This is a genomic window from Flavobacterium glucosi, assembly GCF_048286535.1.
Lineage (GTDB): Bacteria > Bacteroidota > Bacteroidia > Flavobacteriales > Flavobacteriaceae > Flavobacterium.
Genome location: NZ_JBLVPK010000008.1, coordinates 98,410 through 114,043, shown reverse-complemented (window position 1 = coordinate 114,043; position 15,634 = coordinate 98,410). Strand labels below are relative to the sequence as shown.

The window sequence follows — 15,634 nt, the reverse complement described above, 5'->3', positions numbered from 1 at the left end:
CTCTTAATTATTAAAAGAATAAATTTATTCCTTTTTACTTCCGTCTATAATAGCTCCTGTTCCCGCACCAATACCAGCACCAGCAACACCGCCAATTATAGCTCCTTGAACTTTTTTCTTACTTATAATTGCACCTGTAGCTGCTCCAACTCCGGCTCCAATTACAGCACCTTTAGCAGTACTGCTCCAACCTTTCTTTTTTGTGGTTGTAGTGGTAGTAGTTGAAGATGCTGGTTGATTGACAACTACAACTTCTTTTTGAGTTTCAATTTTAGCTTCTTCAATTTTAGTCATTTCAACTTGCATGGAATCAATAACTCTTTGTTTTTCAATTTCAACTTTCATCGAATCTACAGTCGCTAGTTTTGCTTTTTCAATTTCCATTTTTCCTTGATTTTGACAAGAAACAACAACTGCAGATATTAGTATAAAATATAATGCTTTCATAATTTTAAGTTTAACAATTAATAATTGTACAAAGAAACGTTTAAACTTGTTAATATGCTTTATACAATTTAAACTATTTTTTATATAATTCTATGCCTGAATTATTTTAGAATCCCCGATTTCAATATTTGTCCAAAGTGATACATGTCTTCAAAAGAACAATACAATGGAACTGGCGCTAATCGAATAACATTAGGTTCGCGCCAATCCGTAATCACACCATTTTTCATAAGGTAATCAAACAAACTGCGTCCTTCTCCATGAAGCAACACTGATAATTGTGACGCTCTTTCTGTTGGATTTGACGGTGTTATAATTTCGAAAGTACTATCGACTTCTTTGTCTATTTCGTGCAGAATAAATTCTAAATAGGAAGTAATTGCATCTCTTTTTTGAATTAAAGCATCCATCCCAATTTCATCAAACATTTCCACTGAGGCTAAATATGGTGCCAAAGAAAGCACCGGTAAATTGCTTATTTGCCAACCATCGGCTCCATGAATTGGATCAAAAGTGGGTTCCATTTTGAAACGACGTTCTTTATTATGTCCCCACCAGCCAGCGAATCTTGGCAGCTCCGAATTGTTGTGGTGTTTTTCATGAACGAAACATCCAGAAGCATTTCCAGGACCTGAATTCATGTATTTATAACTGCACCAAGCTGCGAAATCCACATTCCAATCGTGCAATTCCAGTTTTATATTTCCTGCAGCATGTGCTAAATCCCAACCTACATAAGCACCTGCTTTATGACCAGCAGCAGTTATCGTTTTCATATCAAAGACTTGCCCTGTGTAATAGTTGACACCGCCTATTAAAACTAAAGCCAACTCGTCACCTACTTCTTCAATTTTTGCCAAAACATCTTCTAAACGAATGTTGTATTCACCATCGCGACGCTTGATTTCAACAATCGCATCCTCCGGTTTATACCCATGAAAATGAACCTGACTTTGAAACATATATTGATCCGAAGGAAATGCTTTTTCTTCACAAATGATTTTATATCTGGTTTTTGTAGGTCGGTAAAAAGAAACCATTAACAGATGAAGATTGACCGTTAGCGTATTCATCACGGTAACTTCACTCGGTAAAGCACCCACAATTTTACTCAACGGATTTGCAAATCGTTCGTGGTAATCCCACCATGGTTTTTCACTATAAAAATGACCTTCGACAGCTAAATTTGCCCAATCATTCATCACCTCATCTACATAGTTTTTAGTACGTTTAGGTTGCAATCCTAAGGAGTTTCCAGTGAAATAAATGACCTTTTTCCCATTGACCTGCGGAAAAATAAATTCATCTTGGTATTTGTGTAATTGATCTTGCGAATCGAGTTGTTTTGCAAATTCAAGGGTGTTTTCGAAAGTCATATTTTGTATTTTGTTTGTAAAAGTAGTAAAAAAAGACTGATGCATAAAAGACTTATCGCCGATTGACGATACATAAAATAGTTAAACTCTGGATGAGGAAAAATAGTTCTCGAATACTATACGGAAATAAAAAACAACTCGTTATTTAACTATATTTGATTGAATTTAAAAACTCTTAGCTATGCTTAAAAACAGCTTGAACGTCATTATTATTGCTGTCGCCGTGGTAATTTCCTCCTATTTATTTTCGAATGCTTTTCAGAATCGAAATAAAAGTAACGATACCATAAGTGTTACCGGTTCCGGAAAAAAAGATTTCGTATCGGATTTGATTGTTTGGAGCGGCTCTTTTTCTAAAAAAAGCATGACGTTGAAAGAAGCCTATGCAGCATTGGATTCTGACAGGGAGAAAATAAAAAGCTATTTATCAGGCAAGGGAATTGCCCCGAATGAAATGGTATTTTCTGCGGTGAATTTTAATAAAGATTTTGAAACTACCTATAATGAAAACGGAACGACACGACAGCAAATTTTTAGCGGATTCACCTTAACACAAAGCGTGACCATCCAATCTAAGGAAGTAAATAAAATTGAAGAATTATCCCGACAATCCAGTGAATTGATTAACTCAGGTGTGGAATTTTATTCTACTCCTCCTGAATATTATTATACAAAACTGGCCGAGTTAAAAATAAAAATGATTGCCGAAGCCACAAAAGACGCGAGTATCAGAGCAAAAAGCATTGCTGAGAATGCAGATGCGAGTTTAGGAAATCTAAAAAAATCAGATATGGGTGTTTTTCAAATCACGGGTCAAAACTCATCGGAAGATTTTTCTTATGGCGGTTCCTTCAATACGCAATCCAAAAATAAAACGGCCAATATCACGGTACGATTGGTGTATCAGGTCAATTAGAATTTAAGGTTTCAGAATATATGTCAAGTCGAGCGCAGTCGAGACTCAACACAGAGTCTCAACTGCGCTAGACTTGACAAAAAACAGCTGTGACAAATTTATTGAGATACAAAATTGAGATACCTTTTTAAATTTCTTTTTTTACACAAAAAGTCCTCCCCTATCCAAAACGTATTGTGTGAGGGATGGAAGCGGCATCCTTTATTTTCTTTCTTTAAGAAAATAAAGATACAGCGTACAGCCCGACCCTTGGGGCACACCAAAAAAAATCTCGCCATTACTGACGAGATTTTGTTATTTAGAATCTGATGTAATTCAGATTAGATGATTAGCATCGCATCACCGTAAGAATAGAATTTATATTCTTCTTTGATTGCTTCGGCATAGGCTTTCTTCATTAAATCATGCCCACAAAATGCGGAAACCATCATTAATAAAGTTGATTTTGGCGTATGGAAATTAGTAATCATACACGTTGGAATCGTGAAATCATGAGGAGGGAAAACAAATTTATTTGTCCATCCATCAAAAGGATTTAAGGTGTTATGTGAGGACACTGAACTTTCAACGGCACGCATAGAAGTAGTTCCTACGGTACAAATACGTTTCTTTTTAGCTTTGGCTTGGTTCACAATATCACATGCTTCTTGCGTAATTTTTAATTCCTCAGAATCCATTTTATGTTTTGATAAATCCTCAACCTCAACTGGATTAAAAGTTCCCAAACCTACGTGAAGGGTAACTTCGGCAAATTTAATCCCTTTAATTTCTAATTTTTTCAATAGATTTTTAGAAAAATGCAAACCTGCTGTTGGTGCTGCTACTGCTCCTTCTTCTTTAGCATAAATAGTTTGGTAACGTTCCGCATCTTCCGGAGTTACGTCTCTAGAAATGTATTTTGGGATTGGAGTTTCTCCAAGTTCCGTTAATTTATTTCTGAATTCTTCATAAGAACCGTCGTAAAGGAAACGCAATGTTCTACCACGAGAAGTGGTATTGTCGATAACCTCAGCAACTAATGAGTCGTCATCTCCAAAATATAATTTGTTACCAATTCTGATTTTACGGGCCGGATCAACCAAAACATCCCAAAGTCTTTGCTCAGAATTTAGTTCTCTAAGTAAAAAAACTTCGATTCTTGCTCCTGTTTTTTCCTTGTTTCCATACAAACGCGCTGGAAAAACCTTAGTATTATTCAGAATTAAAACATCTCCGTCATCAAAATAATCGATAACATCTTTGAACATTTTATGCTCTATAGTTCCTTTCTTACGGTCAATGACCATTAGACGAGATTCGTCTCTGTTTTCAGCTGGATATTCGGCAAGAAGTTCTTTAGGTAAATCGAATTGAAAATGTGATAATTTCATTTGATAAAGTTATGAGTTATGGAATATAAGTTATGAGTTAAGCCTCAATAAATTATAATCGTGTGCAAATATACGATTGTGAGATAGGCGTTGTCAAGTGTTTTGCTGTTTATTTTCAAAAGTCCGTTACCACAAAGGCGCAAGAGCACTATCCAAAATTTCATTTACTAAATTTCAGACACATTATATCCTAATTTTTTCATGTCTTCCCAAAAATCAGGATATGATTTAGAAACTACTTCAGCATTTTCGATGATTATTGGCACTTTTAAAGCTAATGGTGCAAATGCCATCGCCATTCTGTGATCGTTATAGGTAGCGATTTTAATATTATGATTGATTTCGTCTGAAGCTTCAAGTGTCAAACTATCATTGGTCACTGAAATATTTGCTCCAAGCTTTGTCAGCTCAATTCGTAGTGCTTCCAGTCTATCCGTTTCTTTAATTTTCAAGGTATGAAGTCCTGTAAGATGACAACCAATTCCTAAACCAAGGCAAGTAACTACTATCGTTTGGGCGATATCAGGTGTGTTATTTAATTCTAAATTTAAAGTTTGAGGTTTAAAGTTAGACTGTTTAACCAAAGTCATTTTGTTCCCTTCAAAATGTGTATCGACACCCATTTGTTTGTAGATTTCGACCAAAGCGGAATCACCTTGTAAACTAGTTTCTTTATAACTGGTCAGTGAAATTCTTGTATTTTCAGCTAAAGCAGCCAAGCTAAAAAAGTAAGAAGCAGAACTCCAATCGGATTCTACGGTCATTACTTTCGATTCCACTTCCTGTTTTGGATAAACCGTAATTACATTTCCTTCGAAACTGGTTTTAATATCCAAATCATTCAATAAAGCCAAAGTCATTTTAATATAAGGAACCGATGTGATTTCACCTACTAAAGTGATCTCAATACCGTTTTCTAGTTTTGGTGCGATTAATAATAATGCTGATATGTATTGACTGCTGACATTTGCAGGAATAGACACTTTAGAAGCCGTGATTTTTTGTCCAAGGATGCGAATAGGCGGATAACCCACTTCTTTTTCATAAGAGATTTTCGCACCCAATTGTTCCAAGGCTTCCACCAAAACTTTTATGGGACGCTCCGTCATTCTTTGAGAACCTGTCAAAAGTACTTCTCTACCTTCATTGACAGCAAAATATGCCGTCAGAAAACGCATCGCCGTTCCCGCATGATGAATATCAACAATTTCCTCGTTTCCTATCAATGCTTTTTGCATTACTTCACTGTCATCTGAATTAGAAGTATTGGCCAAAGTAATATTGGGAAACAACGCCTGTAATAATAATAGTCGGTTGGTTTCGCTTTTTGAACCGGTAATACTTAATTGTGAATTATCAATTGTGAATTGTGAATTCGTACTTAATTTTAAATTCATGTAGCTAATTATGAGTTGTATTATTCAAGTCCGCAATTTACCACTCCGCATTTATAATTCATAATTTATACTTCACAAATTATTTGAGTTTTTCATTGTTTTTGTGACGGTCTTTGTCTCGAATAGACTTTAAATCCATCTTTTTATCGAAAGCAGCCTGCAAATTGATTCCGGTTTGGTTTGCCAGACACAATACCACAAAAACTACATCGGCTAATTCTTCGCCAAGATCTTTGTTTTTATCGCTTTCTTTTTCAGATTGTTCGCCGTAACGACGTGCGATGATTCGAGCCACTTCGCCTACTTCTTCGGTAAGCTGTGCCATATTAGTCAATTCATTGAAATAACGAACACCATGTTCTTTGATCCAAGTGTCAACGTCTAGTTGGGAATTTTTTAAGTTCATCTTATTCTCTATTTTTACTGTCTATTTGTATTGTTACAGGCCCATCATTTAACAAAAGCACCTTCATATCCGCACCAAAAACCCCTGTCTGTACTTTCTTCCCCAACTCTATTTCCAGACGTTTCACAAAATTCTCATACAATGGGATGGCGATTTCTGGTTTTGAGGCTTTAATATAGGAAGGTCGATTTCCTTTTTTGGTGGAAGCATGCAATGTAAATTGACTTACCACAATAATATCGCCGAATATATCTTTGACAGATAAGTTCATCACGTCATTCTCATCTCCAAAAATACGTATGTTGGCTATTTTTGAAGCTAACCAATTACTGTCTTCTTGACTGTCTGAATCTTCAATTCCCACCAAAACCAATAGTCCTTTCTGGATATCGGCAACAATTTTACTATCGATTGTTACGGAGGCTGAGGAAACTCTTTGAATTACAACTTTCAAAATAATGGTGAATTATGAATGATAAATTATGAATAGTAGATATTCATAATTACTTTTTTTTAAAATTATTTTTAATTCAAATAAATAATTTAAACTAAAATTTTATTAATCTCAGAACTATTCCCTTGTTTTATCACTGATTATTCTATCCTCATTATGAATATCTGTACGATAATTTTCATCATCCCCTTCTAAAATTTTAAGGTAACTTCTATAACGAGACCAAGCGATTTCGTCTTTTTCTAAAGCCGCTTTAATAGCACATTGCGGTTCGTCTTTATGCAAACAATTATTGAACTTGCACTGGTCTTTCAATTTGAAAAATTCAGGAAAATAGCCGCTGATTTCTGCTGCATCCATGTCCACAATTCCAAAACCTTTGATACCAGGCGTATCGATGATTCTGGCATCAAAAGACAAATCATACATTTCGGCAAAAGTCGTGGTGTGTTGTCCTTGCTTGCTGGCTTCGGAAATCGTTTTTGTTTTTAAATGCAAAGAAGGCTCCATGGCATTTACTAGCGTTGATTTTCCAACACCGGAATGCCCGGAGAACATGCTTACTTTACCAATCATCATTGCTTTCAACTCCTCAATTCCTTTCATTTCCGTCGAAGAAACGCGCAAACATTTATATCCAATTTCCTGATACACATGCTGCATGTACAGCTGCTCGTCAAGCGTGGCTTCGTCAAAAGTATCTATTTTATTAAAAACCAATATCGTTTCAATTCCATACGCTTCGGCGGTAACCAGAAAACGGTCAATAAAATTGAATGTTGTTGGCGGATTATTAATCGTAACTAATAAGAAAACCCGATCGATATTCGAAGCAATAATGTGCATTTGATGGGATAAATTCACTGATTTACGTACGATATAATTCTTTCTGTCGTGAATCTTGTGAATGGTTCCCGTAACGGTATCGGATGATTCTTCGAGTTCATAATCCACAACATCGCCCACAGCAATAGGATTGGTACTTTTGATTCCTTTAATTCGGAATTTACCTTTCATACGGCATTCGATAAAATCACCTTGTTCGGATTTTACGGTGTACCAACTTCCTGTAGATTTGTATACGAGTCCTGTCATTGAGAATTTTTGATTTTTGATTAACGATTTTAGATTTCTGATTTTTAACCTAAATCTTTGCAAAGATAAAGGATTTGTTCAGGATTTTTGATTGAAGATTCACGATTTTAGATTTCTGATTTAAAATCTAAGACACTGCAAAGATAAAGGGTTTTTGATTTTTGATATTAAAAGACTCTAAAAAACAAAAAAATCCCAAAACATAACGTCTTGGGATTTCATAAAATTTAAATTCACATTAACAAAATCTAAAATCAGAAATCGTTAATCTACATTCCTAAATCATTTTAAGCGTTCAATACTTTTTCTTGGTGACCAATACTTTCTTGGTGAATCGCTTTGAACATTTTCAGTACAAATTCTTCCGTCAATCCTTTTTTCTCTCCTTCTAAAATCATTTTTCCTAGAATTTCGTTCCAACGATTGTTTTGCAAAACCGCAACGTTAGCGCCTTTTTTCACTTGACCTATTTCGTCAGCTACTTTCATACGTTTTCCTAATAAATCCAATAGAGCAGCATCTAAAACATCGATATTAGCTCTTAATTTAGTCATTTTTTGAGTAAACTCATCTGATACATCATTTACTTTTCTTACTTTCAAATCAATAAAAATTTGTTTCAAAGCGTCTGGAGTAACTTGTTGTGCAGCATCACTCCAGGCATTGTCCGGATCGTAATGTGTTTCGATAATCATACCATCATAATTCAAATCCAATGCTTCTTGAGTTACTTCAAGAATCATTTTACGATCTCCTGTAATATGAGATGGATCGATGATTAAAGGCAAATCCGGGAATTTATTTTGCAATTCAATAGGGATCTGCCATTCTGGAATGTTTCTGTATTTTGTTTTTTCGTACGTAGAAAAACCTCTGTGAATTACTCCTAATTTTTCAATTCCTGCCATGTATAGACGTTCAACACCACCCAACCACAAAGACAAATCTGGATTTACCGGATTCTTAACCAATACGATTTTTTTAGTTCCTGCTAAAGCATCCGCAATTTCCTGCATTGCAAATGGGTTAACTGTCGTTCTAGCACCAATCCACAAAACATCAATATCATACTCCAAAGCTAATTTTACGTGAGCAGCATTTGCCACTTCCGTTCCCATTAGCAATCCCGTTTGTTCTTTAGCCTTTTTCAGCCATTTCAGCCCTATTTCTCCTACTCCTTCAAATCCTCCCGGACGTGTTCTAGGTTTCCAAATTCCTGCTCTAAAAACACTCACGTCTGAATCTTTCAATTCATGTGCAATTTTCAATACTTGTTCTTCTGTTTCAGCACTACAAGGTCCTGCGATCACAAAAGGATGAGTCAAATTGAATTCATTCAACCAATTTCTCATTTCTTTCTTGTTTTCCATCTTTTCTAAATTTATTTTTTATTATGTGTTGTTCTTTTTTGAAACTATTTTGTGAGACTGTATACTAAAAACAGCTTACTTTTTTACATTAATTCCGTTTAATATTTCTTTTATTTTATTCACGCTTTGCATTTCATTGTAAATCGCATCGTAATCTTCCTTTTCTAATAATTCTTTAAATTTTGATAAATTAGAAATGTATTCCTCTAGTGTTTCTACAACCTGTTTTCTGTTTTGTTTAAAAATAGGCGTCCACATTGCCGGGGAACTTTTGGCCAAACGAACCGTACTTTCAAAACCGGAACCCGCCATATCAAAAATATCCTGCTCGTCTTTCTCTTTATTAATTACCGTTTTTCCAAGCATAAAGGCACTAATATGGGACAAATGCGATACGTAAGCAATATGTTTGTCATGTGATTTCGGATCCATGTAACGAATCCTCATTCCCATTGCCGTAAAAAGCTGCAATGCTTTTTCCTGTAATTTGAATGTTGTTTTCTCCACCTCACAAATAATATTTGTTTTCCCCTGAAACAATCCTTTTAGCGCTGCCGATGGTCCTGAAAACTCCGTTCCTGCAATAGGATGTGTGGCAATAAAATGCCGCCTCTTAGGATGATTGGCAACCGCTTCGCAAATAGGCGTTTTAGTAGAACCTACTTCAAAAACAATTGTATTTTCTCCTATTACATCCAACACTTTTGGCAAAACAGTCAATGTAACATCAACAGGAACCGAAACGATTACAAAGTCTGCATCAACTAAATCTTCAAATGTAGCACCGCCATCAACAACTCCTAAAACTATGGCTTCCGCCAAATGACTTTCGTTAGAGTCAATTCCATAAATTTTGGCTTCCGGATGCAGCGTTTTAATGTCCAATACCATCGAACCACCAATTAATCCTATTCCTATTACAAATACTTTCATCGTTTTATTTTTACACCTACAATATTTTAAAAACCTTGCAGGAAAATCTGAAATTTAGAATCGTTAATCAACGATCTAAAATCTATTTATTGCTTCTTGTACTTTTTCTTCTTTTACACACAATGCAAATCGAATATATCCTTCTCCATTAGAACCAAAAATGGTTCCCGGTGTAATAAAAATAGATTTGTCATATAAAATTTCATCAATGAATTTCTCTGCTGATGTAATTCCGTCCGGCAATTTTGCCCAAACAAACAATCCTACTCCTGCTTTATATACTTTACAGCCTAATTTCTCCGCCAGTTGTTCGGTTAGGATTCTGCGTTTTCTATAAATCGCATTCATCGACTCAAACCAGGCTTTGTCGCTTCTTAAAGCTTCAATTGCTCCTTTTTGAATCCCGTAGAACATCCCGCTATCCATATTACTTTTTACTTTTAGTACGGCATCTATACAAGCTGCATTTCCTAAAACCATTCCAACTCTCCAGCCTGCCATGTTAAAAGTCTTGCTCAAAGAATTCAATTCTAAAGCTACGTCTTTGGCACCTTCCACTTGCAACAAACTCATCGGATTGTCGTTCAAAACAAAACTATAGGGATTGTCATTGACTAATAATAGCTGATGTTTTTTGGCAAAAGCCACCAATTTTTCAAACAACTGCAAGCTTCCTCTTGCTCCTGTTGGCATGTGCGGATAACCCAACCACATGATTTTCACTTTCGATAAATCTAATTTTTCCAAAGCTTCAAAATCAGGTTCCCAATTATTTGCTTCTTTTAAATCATAATAAACGGGAACAGCTCCCACTAAATTTGTCACGGAAGTGTACGTTGGATATCCTGGATTTGGAATCAGCACCTGATCCCCTTCGTTCAAGAAAGCCAGAGAAATATGCATAATTCCCTCTTTGGATCCTATCAAAGGCAAAATTTCATTAGCGGGATTCAACTCAACATGAAAGTTGTTCTGATAAAAATCTGCCATACCTTGTCGCAATTCCGGTAGTCCCTGATAACTTTGGTATTGATGCGCATTTTCATCTTGCATCCCCAAAACCATTGCATCAATAACCGCTTGTGAAGGCTGTAAATCCGGGCTTCCAATTCCCATATTGATAATTGGTTTCCCTTCTGAAGCCAGTTGCCTCACTTCCCTCAGCTTTGAGGAGAAATAGTATTCTTCAATTATATCCAGACGTTTTGCTGTAGTAATCATGATTTTATTTTTTTATGGCCTTGTCGCTATCCGAGTTTCTTCTTCGACGCTTTATAGTTTTGTGTTTTTATATTCGCCTAATACTTTGAAGTACTCAGCCATGATTAACAATAGTGACTTTGCTTTGGCATAATCCTCGTATCTTTCAAAAGTAACATCCACAAAAAAGGAATATTTCCAAGGTGTTTCTATTTTTGGTAAGGACTGAATTTTAGTCAAATTCAATTTACAGTCGCTCATTACATTCAAAACGGCTGCTAAACTTCCGCGTTTGTGATCCAATTCGAATTTAATGGAAGCCCGATTAATTTCGTCTTCAGGAACAAATGAATTCTCTTTTTTGATAATCACAAAACGAGTCATGTTGTTTTTAATCGTTTGAATCTCCGGAGCCAAAATTTCTAAATCATACATTTCGGAAGCCGTTCTACTGGCAATTGCAGCAATTCCCTTCAACTGGTTTTCCTGAATTCTACGCGCCGTTTCGGCAGTATCTTTGTCTTCGACTAATTTTATGTTTGGATATTTTTTAAGGAATTCCATACATTGCAAAATAGCCATTGGATGTGAATGCACTTCCAAAATATCCTCTATTTTCTGACCTTTTAATGCCATCAAATTTTGGTGAATTCTTAAATAATGTTCTCCTATTATATGCAAATTATTTTTATCAATTAAAGCGTAATTTGGTATAATTGGACCCGCAATAGAGTTTTCTATAGCCATAACTGCCTGATCTGATTTACCTGACAGCAGGTTATCTACTAATTCTTCAAAGGACAAACACTCGTCTACAACAACCGCCTGATTGAAATATTCTTGTGCCACCTGATGGTGAAAAGAACCCGTTATCCCTTGTATTCCAATTATTTCATTCATTTTACAAACTTTTAAGCAAAAAAAAATCCCGATTTTCATCGGGATTGTATATTTATAGTATCAATTTAATTTTATAATCAAATAACCATACAACAATCCCTTTCCACTTTCCAGAAGAAATAATAAGAGTTGCTAAAATAAAATCGATTATTCAACATGTTGTTGCTTTTTTGTATTTATTACTCTGCGAATGTATACATAATTTCCAGCTATCCAAAAAAAAAAGCTGATTTTGTTGAACAAAAAAAGGATTCGCTAAAAAACTGGCTATTAATTATGTAATAATTAAAAAAAAGCTTTTAAAATATTTTTTAGTTAGTACCCATTTAAGGTTTTAGGAAACTAAAACTCTATTTCTCAAAAATTAAGCTTTAAATTAAACTAATAATTTTTCCGAAAGCCATTTTTTTCCTTCAGAGATTCGGGTTACAACCATTGCCGAAACCAAATCTCCATTCGCATTCAGCAAGGTCGCCATTGGGTCTACTAAGGTTCCCACAATCATTGCCGCGGGAAGTGCCTGTTCCATAGGAAATCCATAAACGCTTATTGCCAGAATTTCTCCTATGTATCCTCCGTTTGGAATTCCGCCCTCGACTACCGAAACAATTACCGTAATTCCTAAAGCCATCAGTAAGGTCTCAGGATCCGTGAAATCTTTACCAAACATGGCAAAAATAACCGCGATTTTTATAATCGACGACATACTTGAACCGTCTTTATGCAAAGGTGCTCCCAGTGGAATAACTACATTTCTAATATGACTTGGGATATTCATTTTTTCTGCTCCTTCCAGATTAGCGGGAATTGTCGCAATACTGCTACAGGTTCCCAATGCGGTTAAGGAAGGCGTAATATTATTTTTCCAAAACACTTTAAATCCTACTTTTCCTCCAGCGATAAAAGCGTACAAACTAAAAAATACGACAAAGTAAAAAGCGCAAACTGCATAATACAGCCCCAAAGGTTTTGCATAAGCACCAAATAATTGCGGTCCAAAAATTCCAACTTGGTACGCAAAATATGCACCCAAACCTATTGGAGCCGTTTTCATAATCATGTGCAACAATTGCTTCATTACTTCGTTTCCTGAATTTAAGAACCTACTGAAATCTTTTCCTTTTTCACCGGAATTCAAGCTGGCAAATCCTATTAAAAAAGAAAATATAATGAGCGCCAACATATTCTTACGAGACAATAATTCAAAGAAATCATTAGCGGTAAGCAATTGTGTAATTTGAGAGCCTGCAGAACTTGCTTGAATAGATTCTAAAGGAATTTTTGAAATAATGATGTCTTGCTGAATGGGAAATAACAACACACCAACAATCATCAGAATAGCCGAAATCAGTACGGTGCTTAAAAACACGCCAATGACGATTACAAACAATTTACCGAGTTTTTCTGTTTTTTCTAAATTGGCAATTGAAGATGCAATCGTAAAAAATATCAAAGGAATGATTGCTGTAAACAATAAATTCAGAAATATATCCCCCAAAGGTTTAATCACTTCTACTCCTTTTCCAAAAACTAAACCCAATATACTTCCTGCCAAAATTCCGCCCAGCAGCAATAAAATACTTTTGTAGTTTCTCAAGAAACTGCCTGATTGTGTATTTTTCAAATTCATATTTTTATAGTTTATGGTAAATATATACATCTAAAAGAGAATATCATCTCGCTTTTTAAAACTTTGACAAAGGTCTTTTTAGCTATTGGGCTACAAAAAACAATAAATCAATACTTTTTCTGTTTACTTTTGCAACAAAATATATTCCATGTCAATAGAAGTTACTAATATATCCAAAAGCTACGGTGCTCAAAAAGCACTGGATAACATTTCATTCTCCATTAATAAAGGAGAAATAGTTGGTTTTTTAGGTCCAAATGGAGCTGGAAAATCGACTTTAATGAAAATATTGACAACGTATATTAATGCTGATGAAGGTTCTGCACTAGTAAATGGGAATGATGTAAACAGCCAACAAAAAGCCGTTCAGCTTTCCATTGGTTATTTACCGGAACACAATCCGCTGTACTTGGATTTATACGTACGTGAATATTTGGCTTTTAATGCCGATGTCTATAAAGTAGCTAAATCAAGAATTGAAGAAGTAATTCAACTGACTGGTTTAAGTACTGAAAGTCATAAAAAAATAGGACAATTATCCAAAGGATATCGCCAACGTGTAGGTCTTGCCAATGCTTTATTACACAATCCTGATGTTTTAATTCTGGATGAACCAACCACTGGTTTAGATCCAAATCAATTGATGGAAATTCGTAATGTTATTAAAAATGTAGGGAAAGACAAAACTGTTTTCCTCTCCACACACATCATGCAGGAAGTCGAAGCGATTTGTGACCGTGTGATCATCATCAACAATGGTAAAATTGTTGCCGATAAAAAATTGGACAACTTAATTTCAGAGGGAAAAGAACAGGTGATTGAAGTAGAATTTGACTATAAAATCGAAGAACAAGCCATTGCTAAAATCGAAAATCTTGTTTCTTATAAAAATACGCACGACATGATTTGGGAATTAACTTTTAAAGCTGACAAAGACATGCGCCCAGCTGTTTTTGATTTTGCTACTGCAAATGGCTTAAAAACGCTGCAGCTTAATCAGAAGAATAAAAACTTGGAGGCTGTTTTTAGGGAGATTACCAAGTAAGAAGTCCGTTTTTAGTTTTTGTAGATAAAAAAGCTCGTTTAAATCAATTTTAAACGAGCTTTTTTTATAAAATACGATTAGAAATTAAAAAACCTTGCTCGCTATTTGTCTAATATTCTCTGATTTTCCCATAGAATAATAATGCAACACCGGAACTCCGGCAGCTTTCAATTCTAATGATTGTTGAATCGCCCATTCAATTCCTACTTGTCTGATGTCAGCATTGTTTTTACACTGATCTACCGCATGAATTAAATCTTCAGGCAAATCGATTCTAAAAATTTGTGGTAATACTTGTAAATGTCTTTGCACTGCAATAGGTTTGATACCTGGAATAATAGGAACCGTAATTCCCATTTCTCTGGCCTTGGCAACAAACTCAAAGTATTTTGCATTGTCGAAAAACATTTGGGTTACCACATAATCAGCACCTGCTTCTACCTTTTCTTTTAATCTTTTTAAATCTGAAATTAAGGAAGGAGACTCCAAATGTTTTTCTGGATACCCTGCAACTCCAATACAAAAATTAGCTTTATTATCAACATCCATTACGTCGTGCAAATATTTTCCACAATTCAATTGGTTGATTTGTTTGACCAAATCAACGGCAAAATCATTTCCTCCCTGTTTCGGAATAAAATATTGCTCGTCTTTCATCGCATCCCCTCGCAAGGCCATCACATTATCAATTCCCAAATAATGACAATCCACCAATAAATATTCTGTTTCTTCTTTGGTAAAACCACCACAAAGCACATGAGGAACTGTATCTACAGTGTATTTATGTTTTATGGAAGCACAAATTCCAAGTGTTCCGGGACGCATTCTAGTCAATTTTTTATCTAGTAAACCGTTGCCTTTATCAACATAAATATACTCCTCGCGAGAAGTAGTAACGTCTATAAATGGCGGTTTAAATTCCATCAATGGATCAATATTATCGTATAATTCCTGAATACTTTTGCCTTTTTGGGGCGGAATAATTTCAAAAGAGAATAAGGTATTTCCTTTGGCTGCTTCTATATGTTGTGTTACTTTCATCTTAAGTCTTAAAGTTTGAATGTCGAATGTCGAATGTCACGTCCTTTGGACTTT

Annotated in this window: 15 protein-coding genes; 2 read left to right on the top strand and 13 right to left on the bottom strand. The window is 35.2% G+C overall.

The genetic code is table 11. The annotated features are described in order from the left end of the window. Positions 1–24: 24 nt before the first annotated feature. A complete protein-coding gene (locus ACNQGD_RS13775; RefSeq protein WP_417999679.1) occupies positions 25–447 on the bottom strand; it encodes a YMGG-like glycine zipper-containing protein in 423 nt (140 codons plus the stop codon). A 101-nt stretch (positions 448–548) separates the two neighbouring features. Next, entirely contained in the window at positions 549–1,823 is a 1,275-nt protein-coding gene (kynU, locus tag ACNQGD_RS13770) for a kynureninase (protein WP_417999678.1), read from the bottom strand. Positions 1,824–2,004: 181 nt separating this feature from the next. Between kynU and ACNQGD_RS13765 the strand changes: the two genes are divergently transcribed. Further along, the gene (locus ACNQGD_RS13765) at positions 2,005–2,739 is read left to right on the top strand and encodes an SIMPL domain-containing protein (RefSeq protein WP_417993129.1); all 735 of its coding nucleotides are present in this window, start codon (positions 2,005–2,007) and stop codon (positions 2,737–2,739) included. A 320-nt stretch (positions 2,740–3,059) separates the two neighbouring features. On the opposite strand, the gene queA is transcribed toward ACNQGD_RS13765, so the two are convergent. From queA to ACNQGD_RS13715, 10 genes are all read right to left on the bottom strand, one after another. Continuing rightward, on the bottom strand, positions 3,060–4,109 hold the full coding sequence (gene queA, locus ACNQGD_RS13760) for a tRNA preQ1(34) S-adenosylmethionine ribosyltransferase-isomerase QueA (protein WP_417993130.1): 1,050 nt from the start codon (positions 4,107–4,109) through the stop codon (positions 3,060–3,062). Positions 4,110–4,276: 167 nt separating this feature from the next. Beyond that, on the bottom strand, positions 4,277–5,506 hold the full coding sequence (gene aroA, locus ACNQGD_RS13755) for a 3-phosphoshikimate 1-carboxyvinyltransferase (protein WP_417999677.1): 1,230 nt from the start codon (positions 5,504–5,506) through the stop codon (positions 4,277–4,279). A 79-nt stretch (positions 5,507–5,585) separates the two neighbouring features. Next, positions 5,586–5,912 carry a nucleotide pyrophosphohydrolase gene (locus tag ACNQGD_RS13750; protein ID WP_417999676.1) on the bottom strand — a complete coding sequence of 109 codons (327 nt, stop codon included), beginning with the start codon at positions 5,910–5,912 and terminating at the stop codon, positions 5,586–5,588. A 1-nt stretch (position 5,913) separates the two neighbouring features. Next, on the bottom strand, positions 5,914–6,366 hold the full coding sequence (dtd, locus tag ACNQGD_RS13745; RefSeq protein ID WP_417999675.1) for a D-aminoacyl-tRNA deacylase: 453 nt from the start codon (positions 6,364–6,366) through the stop codon (positions 5,914–5,916). Positions 6,367–6,483: 117 nt separating this feature from the next. Beyond that, a complete protein-coding gene (gene rsgA / locus ACNQGD_RS13740) occupies positions 6,484–7,461 on the bottom strand; it encodes a ribosome small subunit-dependent GTPase A (protein WP_417999674.1) in 978 nt (325 codons plus the stop codon). Positions 7,462–7,748: 287 nt separating this feature from the next. Then, complete coding sequence (locus tag ACNQGD_RS13735) at positions 7,749–8,831, bottom strand: chorismate mutase (protein WP_417993134.1); 1,083 nt, start codon at positions 8,829–8,831, stop codon at positions 7,749–7,751. Positions 8,832–8,906: 75 nt separating this feature from the next. Then, the gene (locus tag ACNQGD_RS13730) at positions 8,907–9,764 is read right to left on the bottom strand and encodes a prephenate dehydrogenase (protein WP_417999673.1); all 858 of its coding nucleotides are present in this window, start codon (positions 9,762–9,764) and stop codon (positions 8,907–8,909) included. Between the two features lie 75 nt (positions 9,765–9,839). After that, positions 9,840–10,985 (bottom strand): aminotransferase class I/II-fold pyridoxal phosphate-dependent enzyme, encoded by a 1,146-nt coding sequence (locus tag ACNQGD_RS13725; RefSeq protein ID WP_417999672.1) that lies wholly within the window; start codon positions 10,983–10,985, stop codon positions 9,840–9,842. 51 nt (positions 10,986–11,036) lie between these two features. After that, positions 11,037–11,864 carry a prephenate dehydratase gene (locus tag ACNQGD_RS13720; protein ID WP_417999671.1) on the bottom strand — a complete coding sequence of 276 codons (828 nt, stop codon included), beginning with the start codon at positions 11,862–11,864 and terminating at the stop codon, positions 11,037–11,039. Positions 11,865–12,240: 376 nt separating this feature from the next. Next, positions 12,241–13,494: a dicarboxylate/amino acid:cation symporter gene (locus tag ACNQGD_RS13715; protein WP_417999670.1), complete on the bottom strand. Its 1,254-nt coding sequence runs from the start codon at positions 13,492–13,494 to the stop codon at positions 12,241–12,243. Between the two features lie 148 nt (positions 13,495–13,642). On the opposite strand from ACNQGD_RS13715, the gene gldA reads away from it, so the two are divergent. Continuing rightward, the gene (gldA, locus tag ACNQGD_RS13710; protein ID WP_417999669.1) at positions 13,643–14,539 is read left to right on the top strand and encodes a gliding motility-associated ABC transporter ATP-binding subunit GldA; all 897 of its coding nucleotides are present in this window, start codon (positions 13,643–13,645) and stop codon (positions 14,537–14,539) included. An 84-nt stretch (positions 14,540–14,623) separates the two neighbouring features. Here gldA and metF read toward each other — a convergent pair whose 3' ends face one another. Beyond that, positions 14,624–15,580 carry a methylenetetrahydrofolate reductase [NAD(P)H] gene (gene metF, locus ACNQGD_RS13705; RefSeq protein WP_417997819.1) on the bottom strand — a complete coding sequence of 319 codons (957 nt, stop codon included), beginning with the start codon at positions 15,578–15,580 and terminating at the stop codon, positions 14,624–14,626. Positions 15,581–15,634 lie beyond the last annotated feature (54 nt).